Consider the following 18,018-nt stretch of genomic DNA (forward strand, 5'->3'; position numbering starts at 1 on the left):
TCTTATGCCCCCACGCGCAGGTCGCGGCGAGCGTTGAGGTAATCGGCAGCGGTGATCGCCTTGCCGCCTTCACGCTGCAGCACGCGCAGGCGCAGCGCGCCCTGGCCACAGGCAATGTCGATGCCGTCGCGGCCGGCGGCCAGCACGGTGCCCGGCACCTGGCCGTGGTCTGCCTCCAGCGCCACCGCGCCATGGATGCGCACGCGTTCGCCAGCCAGCGTTGCCTCGGCGATCGGCCACGGATTGAACGCGCGCACGGTACGCGCCAGCGCGTCGGCATCCTGCGCCCAGTCCAGCCTGGCTTCGGCCTTGTCCAGCTTGTGCGCGTACGTCACGCCCTGTTCCGGCTGCGGTCGCGCGATCGGCTTGATGCCCGCGCGCAGCAGGCCCAGGCCATCGGACAACACCTGGGCACCAAGCTCGGCCAGCTTGTCGTGCAGCTGGCCGCCGGTATCGGTGGCGGCGATCGGCAGCTCCTGGTGCAGCAGCACCGGGCCGGTATCCAGGCCAGCCTCCATCTGCATCAGGCACACCCCGGTCTTCGCGTCACCAGCCTGGATCGCACGCTGGATCGGCGCAGCGCCGCGCCAGCGCGGCAGCAGCGATGCATGCACGTTCCAGCAACCATGGGTCGGGATGGCCAGTACTGCCTTGGGCAGGATCAGGCCATAGGCCACCACCACCATCAGGTCCGGCTGCAGGTCGCGCAACTGCTGTTGGGCGGCCGCGTCCTTCAGCGACTCCGGCTGGTAGACCGGAATGCCACGGGCCACGGCTTCGAGCTTGACCGGCGAAGGCGCCAGGCCACGGCCTCGGCCGGCCGGGCGATCAGGCTGGGTATAGACGGCCACGACCTCATGGTGGCGCGCAGCCGCGCGCAGCGACGACACCGCGAATTCCGGCGTACCGGCAAAGACAATCCTCATGGCTACCCCACTTGCAGGATGGATTCGTGCAGGAAAGAAAACGGCGCCGTCGGCCGGCGCCGTAGAGCCCGCGCGAGCCGCGCAGGCACGGGCCACCCGAAGGGTGGCCCGGATTGGCGATCACGCCACGTGCTTGCGCTGCTTGGCCAGCTTCTTGCGCACCATCTCGCGCTTGAGCGGCGACAGATAGTCGATGAACAGCTTGCCGTCCAGGTGATCCATCTCGTGCTGGATGCAGGTGGCCAGCACGTCACCAGCCTCCATCTGCTGTTCCTGGCCGTTGCGGTCCAGGTACTTCACGGTGATGGTGTCGGCACGGGTCACGTCGGCGAAGATGCCCGGAACCGACAGGCAGCCCTCCTGGTACACCCGGCCCCCGTCCTTGGCGACGATTTCCGGATTGATGAACACATGCGGTTCATTCTTTTCTTCGCTGACGTCGATGACCATGAAGCGCTTGTGCACGTCCACCTGGGTGGCGGCCAGGCCGATGCCCGGGGCGTCGTACATGGTCAGGAACATGTTGTCGATCAGTTCCTGGAAGGCCGGCGTGGTGACTTCGGCAGCTTCGATCAACGCGGCCTTGGTACGCAGGCGCGGATCGGGGAACTCGAGAATGGGGAGAAGGGCCATGGCTGTTTCCGGATAGGGGGCCGGCACGCCGGCATACGTCGCAGATTCTAGCTCCAACGCTTGCCTTGCGCCCCGGTTTCTGGACTATAGTGCGCGGACCTGTTGGGGAATCAGGGCTTCACACTTATGTTGCTTCGTTTTCGTACGGTCGTCGCCGCGGCGATGCTGACCGTGGCTGCCTATGCTACCGCCGTGGAAGTGAATGGCGGGCACCCGGACACCTATGTGGTCCGAAAAGGGGATACGTTGTGGGATATCGCCGCACGTTTCCTGCAGAAGCCGTGGCTGTGGCCGGAGATCTGGCAGGCCAATCCGCAGATCGCCAATCCGCACCTGATCTATCCCGGTGACGTCCTGAGCCTGGCCTACCTGGACCGGGTGACCGTGGCGGCCCGGCCCGGCCCACGCCAGGAGGCCCCGATCGACGCCATTCCGCTGGCCCAGGTCGAGCCGTTCCTGAAGCAGCTGAGCGTGGTCGACAGCATCGAGCAGCTGCCCTACGTGGCCGGCCTGGAAGAGGAACGCCTGCGTGCCACCAGCGGCCACGCCGTCTATGTGCGCCTGGCTGACGCCCAGGTAGGCCAGCGCTGGGCGGTTGTCCGCCCGACCGTGCGCTACGCCCAGCCCAAGCCGACCGAGGACCTGACCGCCAACGGCGACGTCACCCCGGGCAGCGGCAACCTGTGGCGCGCCTACAGCGCACCCAACCACCGCCGCGGCGTGCTCGGCTATGAGCTGGCCCAGGTCGCCACCGGCACCATCACCCATGTCGCCGGAGGCAAGGTCGAGGCGTCCACCCTGGTGCTGGACAAGAACGAAGGCGGCCGTGAGGTGCGTGCCGGCGACCGCCTGGTGCCGATCGAGGCCAGGCCGTACGACCTGCAGTTCGTGCCCCATGTCCCCGCCGCAGGCGTCGAGGGCGTCGACGTACGCGTGCTGGCCGTCACCGACATGTTCACTGCCGGCGGCCCCCGCGACGTGATCGCGATCTCGGCTGGTCGCACGCAGGGCGTGGACAATGGAACCGTGTTCTCGCTGTGGCGCCCGGGCCGCCATGTGGCGCACCGCATGAAGTACCCGAACTCGTCGCGCACGGACGATTCGCTCAGCACCGGCGCCGGCCGGGTCTCGCTGCCGGACGAGTACGCGGCGCATGCCATGGTGTTCCGCACCTTCGACAATGTCAGCTACGCGCTGGTGATGCAGGGCGTGAAGCCGGTGCGCGTGGGGTACAACGCCCTGCACCCGGACGCGCGGTAGAGTCGACTGTTGGTCGACTGCTCTTCACCGCCCCCCGAAAGCGCCCGCGCTGCGCGCGGTAGTCGAGTGACAGTCGACTCTACAGGGACGGTCTCCGGCAAAGTCTGACAGCCACATGCGAAGGCGCCCTAGGGCGCCTTTGTTGCATGCGCTCGATAGTGGGGGAATGACCAAGCAAGCTGATGAGGCGCTGCTGCGCCTGGTGATGGCAGGCGGCGCGCTGGCGCCACGGCGGACCCTGCTGCAGGCCGCGGGCAGCGCGGAGACCGCAATCGCGCAGGGCGCCGCGACCTGGCGCGCGCACGGTTGCACGCCAGAGCAGTGCGCTGCACTGGAACGCCCCGACGCCCGCGCCTGGACCGTGGCGCGGCACTGGCTGGAAGACGACGACCACCATCTGCTGTCCTTTGCCGATGCGGCCTTTCCGCCGCCCCTGCTGGACGTCCCGAACCCGCCACTGGCGCTGTTCGTGGCGGGCGATCCGAGCCTGGCCTGGCGCCCCTCGGTGGCGCTGGTCGGCAGCCGCTCGCCAACCCCGGGAGGACGCGCGCTGGCCGCGCGCTTTGCCGGCTGCTTCGTCGAGGCCGGACTGGCCGTAACCAGTGGCCTGGCGGCCGGCATCGACGCGGCCGCCCATCTGGCCACATTGGAGGCAGGCGGCTGCACCGTGGCGGTGATCGGGACCGGCCCTGATCGGGCCTATCCGGACAGCCACCAACGGTTGCAGGGGCGGATCGCCGCCGAGGGCGCGGTGCTCAGCGAGTACCTGCCCGGCACACCGGCACGCCCGGGCCACTTCCCCGCGCGCAACCGCCTGGTGGCCGGGCTGGCGCTGGCGACGGTGGTGGTCGAGGCTGCGCAACGCTCCGGCGCCCTGATCACCGCACGGCTGGCTGCCGAGGCGGGCCGTGAAGTCTGTGCCCTGCCCGGCTCGGTACTCAACCCACGCGCAGCGGGCTGCCACCGGCTGATCCGTGAAGGGGCCGCACTGGTCGAGCGCCCCGAGGAAGTGCTGGAACTGCTGGCCCCTGCCCTTCGCCAGCAGCTGCCGGGCTTGCAATCACGGCTGGGCACCCCCACTGAACAGGCACCGCCGGCGCTCCTGCCGGCGCGTTGGGCCGACGACCCTGACTACCAGTGCTTGTGGCGGGCCCTGGACCACGACCCAAGCAGTATGGATTCACTGATCACACGCTGTGGATTGACGGCGCCCCAGGTGTCCTCCATGCTGCTGGCCATGGAACTGGCGGGAATCGTGGTGTGCGTACACGGCCGCTACTGTCGAACTCCCTAGTTTCTTCACCTCCACAGCGTCGCGCGACGCAGGCCGAGGGGCAATGAAAGAGAGCATCCTGGACGTACTGCTGTACCTGTTTGAACACTATTTCAGCGAAGACGCGGACCTGATCCGTGACCGCGATTCGCTCCAGAACGGCCTGATCCAGGCCGGTTTCAGCCCAACCGAGATCAACAAGGCGTTCGACTGGCTCGACGCCCTGGCCGCGCAGCGGCCGAGCGTGGCCCAGGCACGGGTCGACGGCCCCGTGCGCGTCTACCACGGCCCCGAGCTGGACAAGCTGGACGTGGAATGCCGCGGCTTCCTGCTGTACCTGGAACAGCACGGCATCCTCGACGCCGACCAGCGCGAACTGGTGCTGGACCGGGCGATGGCTCTGGACCAGGACGAACTGGACCTGGACGACCTGAAATGGGTCGTACTGATGGTGCTGTTCAACCAGCCTGGCTCCGAAGCGGCCTATGCCTGGATGGAGACGCAGATGTTCATGGACGAGCCAGAACCCCTGCACTGACCGTACACTTGGGGGCATAGCGCATTCAGGAGCGTCCCCGTGAGCGAGTGGTTCCATGCAGAAGGCAACCGGCAGCAAGGTCCGCTGCCGGCGGAACAGTTGGTCGAGCTGTTCCGAAACAACCAGATCACCCTGGACACCCTGGTCTGGCGCGACGGACTGCCGCAATGGCAGCCGTTGCGCACCGTCGTGGACGAACTCGGCCTGATCGTGCCGGCGCTGGACGCCGCCGTACCGCCGGTCGAACCCGAACCGGAACGCGTCGCACCGCCTCCGCCGCAGCCGCCGGTACTGCCGCCGTCCACGCCCTACGCCGCCAGTGCATCGGCCACCGTCCTGCCGGCACCGAAAAAGAAGCTGTCCGGCTGTGCGCTGACCGCCATCATCGGTGGTGCCCTGTTGCTGGTACTGGTCCCGATCGTGGCCATTCTGGCCGCCATCGCGCTGCCGGCCTACAACGACTACACCGTGCGCAGCAAAGTCGCCGGCGCCGTGGCCGCGCTGCAGCCGCTGAAGGACCAGGTGCAGCATTTCGCCGATGACGAAGGCCGCTGCCCGGGTGCCAATGACGCCGGCTTCCCGGCCCCGGGCGACTTCGCCAACGCGGGCCTGTCGGCGGTGAACATCGGCCGCTTCAACAACGGTCACTGCGGCATCGAAGCAACGCTGGCGGTACCAGGCAAGGGCATCGACGGCGACCTGCTGTGGCTGGAATATGATCGCGACAGCGGCCGCTGGGAATGCAGTGGCGAAAGCAACGACAAGTACCTGCCGCCGACGTGCCGCGGCTGAGCCACGCGCACGCCAGCAACTCCAAGGATGATTCAACAGGGAACATGCAATGACTGAGTGGTACTACGCCGAAGGACAGCAACGCCAGGGCCCGCTGCCGGTCCAGGAGATCCGCCAGCGCTTCCAGCGCGGCCAGTTGAACCTGGACACCCTGGTCTGGCGCGAGGGCATGGCCCAGTGGGCTGCACTGCGCCAGGTGGTCGACGAGCTCGGCCTGCAGACGCTGGCCGATGCCAGCACGGCCACCAGCAGCGGCGGGTTCGACCTGCGCAGCGACTATGCCGCCATCGATAGCGGCACCGCACCGTTGCCCGGCACCGGCGCGCTCAGCAGCTCGCCATACAGCGCTCCAGCCGCCGTCGGCAGCGGTGGCCACGCACAACCTGTGGTGGGCGGTGAAGTGGTCTACGCAGGCTTCTGGAAGCGCGTGGCGGCCTACATGATCGACTACTTCGTGCTGGTCATCCCCGGCAGCATCATCGGGGCCATCCTCGGTGCGATCCTGGGCGCCAGCATGGGCGCGGTGGGCAGTGGCGAATCGGCCATCGAGATCGTGGCCCAGCTGGCCAGTGCCCTGATCAACCTCTGCATCGGCATGGCGTACTACACCTGGTTCCATGCCTCGAAGGGCGGCGCCACGCTGGGCAAGATGGCGGTCGGCATCAAGGTCGTCCGCGGCAACGGCGAGCGCCTGACCAAGGCCCGCGCGTTCGGTCGTTACTGGGCCATGCTGCTGAGCAGCTTCACCCTCGGCATCGGCTTCCTGATGGCGGCCTTCACCGAACGCAAGCAGGGCCTGCACGACATGATCTGCGACACTCTGGTGGTCGACCGCTGGGCCTACACCGACCAGCCCCACCTGCAGCGCCGCGAGCTGGGCACCGTCACCGTGCTGGTACTGGTGTTGACCGCGGTACTGTCGCTGGTGGGCCTGGCGCTGCTGGTGTTCGCGGTCGGCTTCATCGCCAAGATGGCCTCCTGAACGGCCATCCTCACGGCTGGCTGCTTGACACGGGCTGGCCGGGCGTGATTCCTCTAATAAGGTGAAACCTGAACGCCCGGCACATTACCGGGCGTTCAGTTTATGGATTTGCGCGTGGCCGCTTCACTAATGCGGCCATTTGCTCCACCCTAGCGGCCCCTTCCCCACGGTTCGCCCCACAGACCCTGCTGCCATGCCCAAGCACCTGCTCATCGTCGAATCGCCGGCCAAGGCCAAGACGATCAACAAATACCTCGGCAAGGACTACACCGTCCTGGCCTCGTATGGGCATGTGCGTGACCTGATTCCGAAGGAAGGCGCGGTCGACCCGGACAACGGGTTCGCCATGCACTATGACGTGATCGACAAGAACGAGAAGCACGTCGATGCGATCGCCAAGGCCGCCAAGGGCGCCGACGACATCCTGCTGGCGACCGACCCGGATCGCGAGGGTGAAGCGATCAGCTGGCATATCGCCGAGATCCTGAAGGAACGCGGGCTGGTCAAGGACAAGCCGATGCAGCGCGTGGTGTTCACCGAGATCACCCCGCGCGCCATCAAGGAAGCCATCAGCCAGCCGCGCGCGATCGCCAGCGACCTGGTCGATGCCCAGCAGGCGCGCCGCGCGCTGGATTACCTGGTCGGTTTCAACCTGTCGCCGGTGCTGTGGCGCAAGGTCCAGCGCGGCCTGTCCGCCGGCCGCGTGCAGAGCCCGGCGCTGCGCATGATCGTCGAGCGCGAGGAAGAGATCGAAGCCTTCATCGCCCGCGAGTACTGGTCGATCGCCGCCGAGTGCGCGCACCCGTCGCAGCACTTCAACGCCAAGCTGATCAAGCTGGACGGGCAGAAGTTCGAGCAGTTCACCATCACCGATGGCGACACCGCTGAAGCGGCGCGGATGCGCATCCAGCAGGCCGCGCAGGGCTCGCTGCACGTCACCGACGTGGCCAGCAAGGAGCGCAAGCGCCGCCCGGCGCCGCCGTTCACCACCTCCACCCTGCAGCAGGAAGCCTCGCGCAAGCTCGGCTTCACCACCCGCAAGACCATGCAGGTGGCGCAGAAGCTGTATGAAGGCGTGGCGATTGGTGACGAAGGCACCGTCGGCCTGATCTCGTACATGCGTACCGACTCGGTGAACCTGTCGCAGGATGCGCTGGCCGAGATCCGCGACGTGATCGCCCGTGATTACGGCATCGCCTCGCTGCCCGACCAGCCCAACACCTACCAGACCAAGTCGAAGAACGCCCAGGAAGCGCACGAAGCGGTACGCCCGACCTCGGCCCTGCGCACCCCGGCCCAGGTCGCACGCTTCCTCACCGACGACGAGCGCCGCCTGTACGAGCTGATCTGGAAGCGTGCAGTGGCCTGCCAGATGATTCCGGCCACGCTCAACACGGTCAGCGTCGACCTGTCGGCCGGCAGCGAACACGTGTTCCGCGCCAGCGGCACCACCGTGGTCGTGCCCGGCTTCCTGGCCGTGTACGAGGAAGGCAAGGACAACAAGAGTGCCGAGGACGAGGACGAAGGCCGCAAGCTGCCGGCGATGAAGCCCGGCGACCGCGTACCGCTGGAACGCATCCAGGCCGAACAGCATTTCACCCAGCCGCCACCGCGCTACACCGAAGCGGCGCTGGTGAAGGCGCTGGAAGAGTACGGCATCGGCCGTCCCTCGACCTACGCCTCGATCATCCAGACCCTGTTGTTCCGCAAGTACGTGGAAATGGAAGGGCGCAGCTTCCGCCCGTCCGATGTGGGCCGCGCGGTTTCCAAGTTCCTGTCCAGCCACTTCACCCAGTACGTGGATTACGACTTCACCGCCAAGCTTGAAGACGAGCTCGATGCCGTCTCGCGTGGCGAAGAAGACTGGATCCCGCTGATGTCGCGCTTCTGGGAACCGTTCAAGGAACTGGTCGAAGACAAGAAGGAATCGGTCGACCGCGCAGAGGCCAGTGGCGCGCGCGAGCTCGGCACCGACCCCAAGACCGGCAAGCCGGTCAGCGTGCGGCTGGGCCGTTTCGGGCCCTATGCCGCCATCGGCAGCACCGCCGAAGATGCCGAGGAGAAGCCGAAGTTCGCTTCGCTGCGCCCCGGCCAGTCGATGCACACCATTTCCCTGGAAGACGCGCTGGAGCTGTTCCTGATGCCGCGCGCACTGGGCGAGGACAACGGCGAGCCGGTCAGCGTCGGCATCGGCCGCTTCGGCCCGTTCGCCAAGCGCGGCAGCACCTATGCCTCGCTGAAGAAGGAGGACGACCCGTACACCATCGACCTGGCGCGCGCCGTGTTCCTGATCGAAGAGAAGGAAGAGATCGCGCGCAACCGGATCATCAAGGAGTTCGAGGGCAGCGACATCCAGGTGTTGAACGGCCGCTTCGGCCCGTACATCAGCGACGGCAGGATGAACGGCAAGATCCCCAAGGATCGCGAACCGGCGTCGCTGACCCTGGCTGAAGTGCAGCAGTTGATGGAAGAAACCGGCAAGCCGGTGCGCAAGGGCTTCGGTGCCAAGAAGGCCGCCGCGAAGAAAGCCCCGGCCAAGAAGGCGGCAGTGAAGAAGGAAGCCGCGCCGAAGAAGGCCGCTGCAAAGAAAGCGCCTGCCAAGAAGGCCGCGGCCAAGAAAGCAGTAAAGAAGGCCGCCGCGAAGAAGGCCCCGGCGAAGAAGGCCGCCGCAAAGAAGTAGATCCACGCCATGCGTGGATGAGGGGCAAGGTGTGCGGACCAACGGTCCGCACCTACCGTCCGCGCCGACCACCCCTTCTGCACGCAGCAGGGGGATAATGAAGGCCCACGCCGGGCCGGTCGCCGCCATGAAAGAACTCACCCTGGACTCTGCTGTCGCCACGCTCCGCGCGGGCGGCGTGATCGCCTACCCGACCGAAGCGGTCTGGGGCCTGGGCTGTGACCCTTCGCACGAGGCGGCGGTGCACATGGTGCTGCGACTGAAACAACGCCCGATCGAAAAAGGCATGATTCTGGTCGCGGCCGATCTGGCGCAGCTGGAAGGCTGGGTGCGCCTGCAGGCCCTGCCGGACGCACGCCAGCGCGCGGTGCTGGCCAGCTGGCCCGGCGCCAACACCTGGATCCTGCCGGCCGGACCCCGTGCCCAGCCGTGGGTCACCGGGGAGCACAGCGGCATCGCCGTGCGCATCAGCGCCCACCCGCTGGTGGCCGAACTCTGCCGTGCCTGGGGAGGCCCGCTGGTCTCCACCAGCGCCAACCTGGCCGGCGAACCACCGGCGCGCCGCCGCGAAGAACTGGATCCACGCCTGCTGCGCCTGCTTGATGGCATCCTGGATGGCGAAACCGGCGGCCTGGCCCAGCCCACCCCGATCCGCGACGCGCTCAGCGGCAACGTGCTGCGCTCCTGAGCGGCCGATTGCGCTGCCCCGGACAATGGCGCACCCTGCCGTCATGAACCTGCTGCGCACCGCTTTGGGCCTGTGCCTGCTGCTGCCATCGACGGCACCGGCGGCCGAGGATGTGCGGGTCTACCGCTGCGTCGCCAGCAACGGCGCCGTGGCCCTGCAGGACAGGCCCTGCAGCAGCGGCCGCCAGGAAGTCCGCGACCTGCAGCGCCCGCGCGATCCAGCGCCGCGGGTGGTGCGCAGCGATGCGCCGCCCGCACCGCCGGACGAATCTCCGGTGATGCGTGACCGCGAGGTCCGCCACGTCTACATCCAGCCGCCGCAGCCGCTGTACGAATGCGTGCGCGACGATGGCCAGCGCTATACCAGCGACAGCAACGAGGGCAATCCGCGTTGGGTGCCGTTGTGGACCAGCGTCTGGCTGCCACACGGGCATCGGGGCCCATCGTACCCGGGTCCGCGCCCGGCCATCGGCACACCGATCGGTCCGCCCGTCGGCGAGGGTGCAGGTTACCGGCCGCCCGCCGTCGGCGTAGGCGTGCAGGTCCCGGCCGGCAGCGTGCTGGTGCGCGACAGCTGCCACGCGCTGCCGCCACAGGAGGTCTGTGCGCGCCTGCGCGACCGCCGCTGGGAACTGGACCGTCGCTACAACAGCGCATTGCAGAGCGAGCGCACCGCCATCAACAACGAACAGCGTGGCATCGACGCGCGCCTGTCACGCGACTGCCAGCGTTGAGCGCAGCCTGTACGCTGTGAGCATGAACAGACTGATCTGGTTGCTTCTGGCGCTGCTGCCCGGAAGCGCGTTGGCCGAAGAGGGCGTGATCTACCGCTGTACCTCCAGCAGTAGTGACGTCCCTACCCTGCAGCGCACGCCGTGCCCCACCCGCAGCAAGCAGCAGGTGCTGCGCGTGCCCGGCCCGGCCAACCCGCAGCCGGCTGCCGCTGCACCTGTGGCTGCGGAACCTGCACCCGCCCCCGTCGAAACACCCGCGCCGGTGCCGGCCGGACCGGCCGTTGCCCCTGCGGCCCCAGCGAAACCACGACGCGCGGACGAAGGACGCACCATCATGGAAGCGGGAATGGTTGAACGCGAAGGTGCCAACCAGATTCTCGACAGTGCGACCCTGCGCCGTGATGCCGATGCCCGTGCCGAAGCAGGCAACGGTCCACCGAAGCCGCCGCTTCCCCCGATCTTCCAGTGCACCGACGGACAGGGCGGTGGTTATCTGCACGAGTACGAGGCATCACCTGGTCGCTGCGAACCGATGACGGTGCAGGGCCTGGGCGGGGTCACGCCGATGAACGCGGCCGGCTGCGAAGTCGTGCGCGACCGCTGCGAGGAACTTCCCGAAGCACAGCGATGCGGCAGCTGGCAGCAGCGCTTCCGCGATGCCCGCGGCCGTGAACGCTTCGCCGCACCGGAAAACCGCGATACCGCGCGCGGTGAACGCGAGCGGCTGCAGGCGGTGTTGGAGGCCAGCAACTGCCCGGTACCGGGGTGACCGCCACCCGGTAGTGCCGGCCACTGGCCGGCAACCACAGGATCTTCAGATGATTGCAGTTGCCGGCCAGCGGCCGGCACTACCCGCTGAAAGATCAGAACCCGTAGCGCAGGAAGCCGCCATCCACCGCGATGCACTCACCGGTGACATAGCTGGCTGCCGGCAGGCAGAGGAAGCCCACCGCGGCGGCCACTTCCTCCGGCTCGCCGATACGACGCATCGGCGTGCGGTTGATCACTTCCTCGTAGTAATCCGGGTCCGACAACGGACCGGAGGTCCGCCGCGTGCGGATGTACCACGGCGCCACTGCATTGACCCGGATGCCATCCTCGGCCCACTCGACGGCCAGGTTGCGGGTCATCTGGTGCATCGCGGCCTTGCTCATGCCGTAGACCACGCCGCTGCGCACATGGGTCAGGCCGGACACGCTGCCGACGTTGACGATCGACGACGATGCGTGGCGAGCCAGCAGCGGATGCGCGTAGCGCGACAGCTCGAACGCCGAGAACAGGTTGGTCTCGAAGATCTTCCGCCATTCGTCCTCTGAATACTCCGTGGCCGCCTTGGTGACGTTGCCGCCAGCGTTGTTGACCAGGATGTGCAGGCCATCACTGTGGTCTTCCACCCAGTCCAGGATCTGCCGGCGGTCCTCGTCGTCGGAGACATCGGCGGCCAGCGCGTGCACCTGCATCTGCGGATACACATCCAGCAGCTCGTCGCGCGCGGTCTCCAGCATGTCGATATCGCGCCCGACGATCATCAGGTCCGCGCCGAAGCCGGCCAGTTCGTGCGCGATGGCCAGGCCGATACCGGCGCTGGCACCGGTGATCAGGGCGGTCTGCCCGTCCAGGCGCCACCGTTGCTGGGTCATGTTTCCTCCGGGGCCGCGCCCGCTGCATTTCGATGCGGCAAGGATACGCGCTCACGGCGGCCCTCTGCCGAGGATGCGACACTGCACGTACGCCCACTGCGGAGAGCCGCCATGCGCATCCTGACCCTGTTCTCGTCCCTGCTGGCCGGCGTGCTGCTGGTGGCCTGCCAGCGGCCGCCGACGCCGAACCCGGAGAAGCCACCGGTGCCCAAAGCGATGTCGCGTGCGATGCAGGAACCGCTGGACCGCGCCAAGGGCGCGCAGAAAGCGGTGGAAGAGGCCGCCGCACGCGAACGCAAGGCCGAGGCCGACGCGACGCAGTGACCTGTGGGGTCAGAGCCCTTTGCGGGGCAAAGGGATCCGACCCCACCAATGAAAACGCCCGGCCAGGGCCGGGCGTTTTCATTCGTCACCGCTGCCGATCAGAACCCGCAGAAGCAGTAGGCCAGCGCCTTCACCGGCGTGCCGTTGCCCTTCTCGCGCGCCGCGTTCTCGACAAAGCGCAGCTGCGTATCCACTTCCGGCATCGCGCGCGCCAGCACCATCCGCGCCATGCCCGAGTCGGACAGCATCCAGGCGCCGGCGCGGCTGCCGGCGAAACCGCTGACGAACTGCGCGAACGGCGTCGCCGCCTTCTCGATGTAGCGCACGCGGTAGGCATCAGCCTTGCCCAGCTTGGCACGGCTGGCGGCATCGGCCACGGCATCCTTCAGGCCACCGAAGGCATCGACCAGGCCACGTTCCTTGGCCTGCGCACCGCTCCACACGCGGCCACGCGCCACTTCGTCGACGGCCTCGACCGGCTTCTTGCGGGCGTCGGCGACGCGACCGGTGAAGTCGGCGTAACCCTTGTTGATCACCGACTGGATGACCTGGCCCACGGCCGGATCCATCGGGCGGGTGACATCGAACGCACCCGCGAAACGGGTGGTGCCGACACCATCGGTGTGCACGCCGATCTTGTCCAGCGCGCGGCTGAAGTTCGGCACCATGCCGAAGATGCCGATCGAACCGGTGATGGTCGACGGATCGGCATAGATGCGATCGGCATTCATGCTGATCCAGTAGCCACCGGAGGCGGCCAGGTCGCCCATCGACACCACCACCGGCTTGCCGGCGGCCTGCAGGGCCACCACTTCGCGGCGGATCTGCTCGGAGGCGAACACTTCACCGCCCGGCGAATCCACGCGCAGCACCACCGCCTTCACGTTCTCGTCGTCACGCGCGGCACGCAGCAGCGCCGAGGTCGATTCGCCACCGATGCGGCCGGCCGGGAGATCGCCGCCGCTGATTTCGCCGGCGGCCACAACCACCGCTACCTGCGGACGGTTGTCCACCGGGTTGCGGCGCGCATCGAGCTGGCCCAGGTAGGTGCCGAAGTCGACGTTGCGGAAACCACCGTCGGCATCGTCGTCGGCCACGCCGCGCTCGATCATCAGATCCTCGAACTCCTCGCGGGTCTTCAGCGCGGTCACCAGCTTCTGCTGCAGGGCGAACTTGGCCAGGTCGCCACCGGCGGCGGCGATGCCTTCCGGCAGCGTGTCGATGCCGGCGGCCAGCTGTGCCGGGTCCAGGCGACGCGCCTTGGCGATGTCCGCCAGATAGCGCTGCCACACGTCGTTCATCCAGAACAGGTCGGCTTCCTTGGAGGCCGGCGAGGCCGCATCGAGCACGTACGGCTCGGCAGCGGACTTGTACTCGCCCACCTTGAACAGGTGCACGTCCACGCCCAGCTTGTCCTGCAGGCCGGTGCGGAAGTACTGGCGGTAGCGGCCCAGGCCCTCGAGCACCACCGACCCCATCGGGTCCAGGTAGACCTCGTCGGCCTGTGCGGCCAGCAGGTACTGCGACTGGCCCATGCTCTCGCTGTAGGCCACCAGCTGCTTGCCGGAGGCACGCAGGTCCTGCAGCGCGGTGGCCACTTCACGCAGCGAAGCGAAGCCGGACGGCTGCAGCTTGTCCAGCTCCAGCACCACGCGCTCGATCTTCTTGTCTTCCTTGGCCGACTCGATCACCCGCAGCAGGTCGCGCAGCTGGATCTCTTCGGCGCCGTTGTCGCCCACCGCCTTGGCCAGTGCACGGCTGACCGGGTCGGCGCTGAACTGCTCGACCAGGCGACCTTCCGGGGCGATCACCAGGGTGGTGCGATCCTGCAGTGACTTGCTGGCACCGGCACCCATGCCCGCCGCGATGACGAACATCACCAGCAGCAGGAACAGCAGGCCGAAGAACAGCAGGTTGAGGATCAACCGGCGGGTGAAGTTCATGACGTCCCACAGCCCGATGAAGAAACTGGCGACGGGGTTGCGACGCGCCGGGGGCAGCGGGGGCACGGGTTGATTCATGGAACGCTCCGGATGGCTTCTTGCCGTGGTACCAGCATAGCCGGTGCCGCGTGATGCAGCATCGGACACAAGTCAGGGGATCGCCCGCCATGGGTCGGCATGGCGGGCGGAAAGGTCAGGACAACATCGACTGGCCGATGCGCAGGCTGCTGCGGCGCAGGCGCCAGCCCATCAGGATGGCAGCGGCGGTCAGGCCAACGATCAGGCCGATCCACATGCCCTGCGGGCCCATGCCCAGGCCCAGGCCGAGCCCGGCGCCGAGCGGCATGCCCAGGCCCCAGTACGCGAACATGGCGATGAACATCGGCACGCGGGTGTCTTTCAGGCCGCGCAGCGCGCCGGCCGACAGTACCTGGATGCCATCCGGGAACTGGAAGGTGGCCGCGTACAGCAGCAGCGTCGAGGCCAGGCCGGCCACCGCCAGGTCGTTGGTGTAGACACCGACGATGGCATCGTGGCCGAACAGCAGCACCGCCGCCGACAGCGTCTGCGTGCCCATGATGATCGCGTAGCCGGCCCAGGCCGCACGCCGTACGCCGAAGCCATCGCCACGGCCAACCGCATGGCCGACGCGCACGGTGGTGGCCTCGGCCACGCCCATCGGGATCATGAAGCACAGCTGCGCCACGTTGATCGCGATCTGGTGCGCGGCCGCTTCATTCGCACCCAGACGGCCGATCAGCAGCGCGGTGACGATGAACAGGCCGCCTTCCATCAGCACGGTAATGCCGATCGGCAGGCCGGTGCGCAGCAGGTCCCAGATCGCCTTCCAGCGCGGTCCTTCGAAGTGCGAGAACAGCTGCAGGTGGGCGAAGCGCTTGGTGCGCCACAGGTAGAGGGCAAACGCCGTGGCCTGCAGCCACATCATCACCGCCGAAGCGATGCCCAGGCCTTCCGCACCCAGTTCCGGGAAACCGAGCTTGCCGTTGGCCAGCACGTAGCCCATCGGCGCCAGCACCAGCAGGCCGCCGAAGCCGAGCAGCATGGTCGGCAACGTCCAGTGCATGCCTTCGCTCAGGTAACGCATGCAGAAGTACAGGGTCAGTGCGGGCCCGCCCCAGCGCACCGCGTGCAGGAACGCGGTCGCCCCCGGCACGATGTCCGGCGCGATGCCGAACGATGGCAGCAGCGGCGGCACCACCGTGAGGAAGGTGAACATGATCAGCCCCAGCCCCAGCGCCAGCCACAGTGCCTGGCGGAACAGCGGGCCGATCTCGCGCTCGCGGCCGGCGCCGTGCAGCTGCGATACCGAGGCGGTGAGCGAGATCAGGGTGCCGATCGGGATCAGCATCGGCAGCCACAACAGCGCCGTGCCGATGGTCACTGCGGCCAGGGTCGCGGTGGCGTGGTGGCCGGCAATGACGTTGTCGACGAAGGAGATCAGACCGGTGGACACATGCCCGAGCACAAGCGGCAGGGCGAGCAGACCGGTGGCGCCGACTTCCTTGCTGAAGCGCGGCGTGGAGGTTGCAGTAGACATAAGGTGCTTGACGCGAACTACGGTTGCGCGCGAAGGGCACAGGCACCGGGTTGCGGCCGGTCATCTTACGCGCGCAGCGCGCGCATTCCCATGACATGGCGTGAATGCTGGGTTCCGGCAGGCCCCAGCATCACGCGTTGCGATCGCGTTACCGGGAAAACCGCCCGCCCTGTAGAGTCGACTGTCAGTCGACTTCCGCGCGCAGCGCGGGTTTTTCGCGGATCAGTATGAAGAGCAGTCGACCAACAGTCGACGCTACCCCTGGACGCTACGCCTTCCGGTTTACTGACCCGCCTGGCGCTTGAGCCAGGTATCGCGCTCGGCGGCCGGCACGGCGAGGAACGCGCCTCGCACCGTGTCACGCTCCTGCGGTGGCGTGCGCTGCGCGACCAGGGTCAGCTGGGCCAGCTGCGCTGGGCTGAGCTGGCGCAGCACGGCCAGCGCGGCCTCGCGCTGTTCCGGTGGCACGAAGCCGAACAGGCCGTGCAGCTTGGGGAACTCCAGTCCCAGCTGCGGGCCCAGCCGCCAGCCCTCGCGGAAGGCCTGGTCCTGCGCCTGGAACTGCTCGCGCAGGCGCTGCTGCTGGTCCGCCGGCAGCGCATTGAACCGCGCCGCAGCCTGCCGGATGCGCTCCCGCTCGCTCTCCGGCAGGGCGCGCCAGGCCGCGTAGTCGGCACGGCGCTGACGCTGCTGCTGGGCGTCGAGCTGGGTGAACGCAGCGGGCGTCGTGTTTGTGGTGGCCGGAGCGGGAGCCGCCGGTGAACTGCCCGGCACTGGCGGCGGCAGCGGCACGCTCAAGGTCTGCGGCGCGGCGGACAGCGCCAACGGCAGGGCCAGCAGCAGGCTGGCGAACAGGGTCTTATTCATCGGCGGCAGCGGTTTCCAGCGTGGCGCTGGCCGGCTCGGGCCGGCTCGGCCTGGATTGCGATTCGTCCACCGGCAACGGGCCGCCGGCGGCGGTCCAGGCATACAGATCGGCATCGGCCACCAGCGGATAGTCGCGGTCGGCCAGCATCATGGCGTCGTCGGAGGCTTGGGCCGGGGTCGCATCCGGCGTGGCATTGACCTTGCTCGGCGGAAGCGCTTCCACCGTGACCGGGCCAGCTTCGCCCACTACCCCTTCCGGCAGTGGAGCGTCGCTACCGGATGAATGTCCTTGCCAGTAGCGCCAGCCCAGTGCCGCGGCCAACAGCACCGCCACCGTCACCAGCAGGATCACCGGGCCGCGCCAGCGCGGCCTGGCATTGGGACGCCGCCGCTTGCCCTGGGCGGCCGCACGATCATCGCGCTGCGGTGCGCGCCAGCTGGTCGCGGGAGCTTCATTGCTGGCGGCCGACGCAGCCGGCTGTTGCAGCTGCTGCAGGCGCTTGGCCGGCAGGTCGCGGATGCGCAGCTGCACCTGTTCGGCCAGCTGGCGCCATGCCGACGCATCGGGCTGGCCGTGCGCATCACGGGGGCAGGCATAAGCCAGCAGGTGCTGGTAGCCCGCTTCGTCCTGGTCGAGCACGCGCATGGCGATACCCTCGTCCAGACTGCCGCCCACCCGCAGCAGGAATGCCAAGCGCGGCAGCGGCCCCATCTCGCCCAGCGCGGCCAACGGCGGCAGCCACTGGCCGCCCACCGGCTCGCGCAGCGCCTGGCGCTGGCCCAGCAAGGTCCAGAAGCGGGTGGGCCACTGCGCCATCGGCAGGTCGCTGGCGACCGCGGCGAAGGCGCGCATCACCGCCACCAGGGTCTGCTCGGCTCGCGCGGCATCGCCGCACTGCAGCTCAGCCACCACCAGGGCGCGGCGCTCGACGCCGCGCAGGAACGCCGACAGCGCGCCGGCCGCGGTCGAGGAAACAGGGGCGGGCACAGCCGTCATCGGTCACTCCAAAGGTCTGCCGGCATGATAGCGGCAGCCCATCGGCACCCGTAGGACTTGCGCGCGCAGGCACTTCGTGCTGCAGGTTGTGCACAGCACCACGCCCGCCTCGGGGAAAACTGCGGCATCCAGCTGAATTCACTCTGTTTCAGCAATGTTTCACACTCAAGTTGTTGATTTTGAA

The 18,018-nt window shown here is 68.0% G+C and carries 17 protein-coding genes; 10 read left to right on the forward strand and 7 right to left on the reverse strand.

Annotated elements, in window-relative coordinates; translation table 11 throughout:
* Nucleotides 1-2 precede the first annotated feature (2 nt).
* Together fmt and def are read right to left on the reverse strand one after the other, a co-directional pair.
* Nucleotides 3-926 (reverse strand): methionyl-tRNA formyltransferase, encoded by a 924-nt coding sequence (gene fmt, locus AC5P99_RS19435; RefSeq protein ID WP_088435847.1) that lies wholly within the window; start codon nucleotides 924-926, stop codon nucleotides 3-5.
* 120 nt (nucleotides 927-1,046) lie between these two features.
* A complete protein-coding gene (gene def, locus AC5P99_RS19440) occupies nucleotides 1,047-1,559 on the reverse strand; it encodes a peptide deformylase (RefSeq protein ID WP_005411192.1) in 513 nt (170 codons plus the stop codon).
* A 126-nt stretch (nucleotides 1,560-1,685) separates the two neighbouring features.
* Between def and AC5P99_RS19445 the strand changes: the two genes are divergently transcribed.
* The 9 genes from AC5P99_RS19445 to AC5P99_RS19485 all read left to right on the forward strand — a co-directional run bounded on the left by AC5P99_RS19445 (nucleotide 1,686) and on the right by AC5P99_RS19485 (nucleotide 11,274).
* Nucleotides 1,686-2,819, forward strand: a complete 1,134-nt coding sequence (locus AC5P99_RS19445) for a LysM peptidoglycan-binding domain-containing protein (RefSeq protein ID WP_005414604.1) — start codon at nucleotides 1,686-1,688, stop codon at nucleotides 2,817-2,819.
* A gap of 166 nt (nucleotides 2,820-2,985) precedes the next feature.
* Nucleotides 2,986-4,113 (forward strand): DNA-processing protein DprA, encoded by a 1,128-nt coding sequence (gene dprA, locus AC5P99_RS19450; protein ID WP_005411194.1) that lies wholly within the window; start codon nucleotides 2,986-2,988, stop codon nucleotides 4,111-4,113.
* Between the two features lie 43 nt (nucleotides 4,114-4,156).
* Entirely contained in the window at nucleotides 4,157-4,630 is a 474-nt protein-coding gene (locus tag AC5P99_RS19455; RefSeq protein WP_005411195.1) for a DUF494 family protein, read from the forward strand.
* Between the two features lie 39 nt (nucleotides 4,631-4,669).
* Nucleotides 4,670-5,422, forward strand: a complete 753-nt coding sequence (locus AC5P99_RS19460) for a pilin (RefSeq protein WP_099604889.1) — start codon at nucleotides 4,670-4,672, stop codon at nucleotides 5,420-5,422.
* Between the two features lie 49 nt (nucleotides 5,423-5,471).
* Nucleotides 5,472-6,404 carry an RDD family protein gene (locus AC5P99_RS19465; protein ID WP_005411197.1) on the forward strand — a complete coding sequence of 311 codons (933 nt, stop codon included), beginning with the start codon at nucleotides 5,472-5,474 and terminating at the stop codon, nucleotides 6,402-6,404.
* A 193-nt stretch (nucleotides 6,405-6,597) separates the two neighbouring features.
* Nucleotides 6,598-9,084 carry a DNA topoisomerase I gene (locus tag AC5P99_RS19470; protein WP_005414607.1) on the forward strand — a complete coding sequence of 829 codons (2,487 nt, stop codon included), beginning with the start codon at nucleotides 6,598-6,600 and terminating at the stop codon, nucleotides 9,082-9,084.
* A 97-nt stretch (nucleotides 9,085-9,181) separates the two neighbouring features.
* Nucleotides 9,182-9,772, forward strand: coding sequence for an L-threonylcarbamoyladenylate synthase type 1 TsaC (gene tsaC / locus AC5P99_RS19475; RefSeq protein WP_005411199.1), 591 nt, complete (start codon nucleotides 9,182-9,184; stop codon nucleotides 9,770-9,772).
* Nucleotides 9,773-9,815: 43 nt separating this feature from the next.
* Entirely contained in the window at nucleotides 9,816-10,505 is a 690-nt protein-coding gene (locus AC5P99_RS19480) for a DUF4124 domain-containing protein (protein ID WP_495213458.1), read from the forward strand.
* A gap of 22 nt (nucleotides 10,506-10,527) precedes the next feature.
* Complete coding sequence (locus AC5P99_RS19485) at nucleotides 10,528-11,274, forward strand: hypothetical protein (RefSeq protein ID WP_049450302.1); 747 nt, start codon at nucleotides 10,528-10,530, stop codon at nucleotides 11,272-11,274.
* 94 nt (nucleotides 11,275-11,368) lie between these two features.
* Here the strand turns inward: AC5P99_RS19485 and AC5P99_RS19490 are convergent, their stop codons facing one another.
* A complete protein-coding gene (locus AC5P99_RS19490) occupies nucleotides 11,369-12,145 on the reverse strand; it encodes an SDR family oxidoreductase (RefSeq protein WP_005411202.1) in 777 nt (258 codons plus the stop codon).
* 111 nt (nucleotides 12,146-12,256) lie between these two features.
* Between AC5P99_RS19490 and AC5P99_RS19495 the strand changes: the two genes are divergently transcribed.
* Nucleotides 12,257-12,469: a hypothetical protein gene (locus AC5P99_RS19495; protein ID WP_005414610.1), complete on the forward strand. Its 213-nt coding sequence runs from the start codon at nucleotides 12,257-12,259 to the stop codon at nucleotides 12,467-12,469.
* 98 nt (nucleotides 12,470-12,567) lie between these two features.
* Here the strand turns inward: AC5P99_RS19495 and sppA are convergent, their stop codons facing one another.
* From sppA to AC5P99_RS19515, 4 genes are all read right to left on the reverse strand, one after another.
* On the reverse strand, nucleotides 12,568-14,490 hold the full coding sequence (gene sppA / locus AC5P99_RS19500; RefSeq protein ID WP_049450300.1) for a signal peptide peptidase SppA: 1,923 nt from the start codon (nucleotides 14,488-14,490) through the stop codon (nucleotides 12,568-12,570).
* A gap of 115 nt (nucleotides 14,491-14,605) precedes the next feature.
* A complete protein-coding gene (locus AC5P99_RS19505; protein WP_005414611.1) occupies nucleotides 14,606-15,970 on the reverse strand; it encodes an MATE family efflux transporter in 1,365 nt (454 codons plus the stop codon).
* Nucleotides 15,971-16,252: 282 nt separating this feature from the next.
* Complete coding sequence (locus AC5P99_RS19510) at nucleotides 16,253-16,837, reverse strand: DUF3106 domain-containing protein (RefSeq protein ID WP_495213459.1); 585 nt, start codon at nucleotides 16,835-16,837, stop codon at nucleotides 16,253-16,255.
* Nucleotides 16,830-17,834, reverse strand: a complete 1,005-nt coding sequence (locus tag AC5P99_RS19515; RefSeq protein WP_495213460.1) for a hypothetical protein — start codon at nucleotides 17,832-17,834, stop codon at nucleotides 16,830-16,832. Before AC5P99_RS19515 ends, AC5P99_RS19510 begins: the two co-directional genes overlap by 8 nt.
* Between the last annotated feature and the right edge of the window lie 184 nt (nucleotides 17,835-18,018).

Source organism: Stenotrophomonas sp. YJH_SMC_80 (assembly GCF_059372495.1).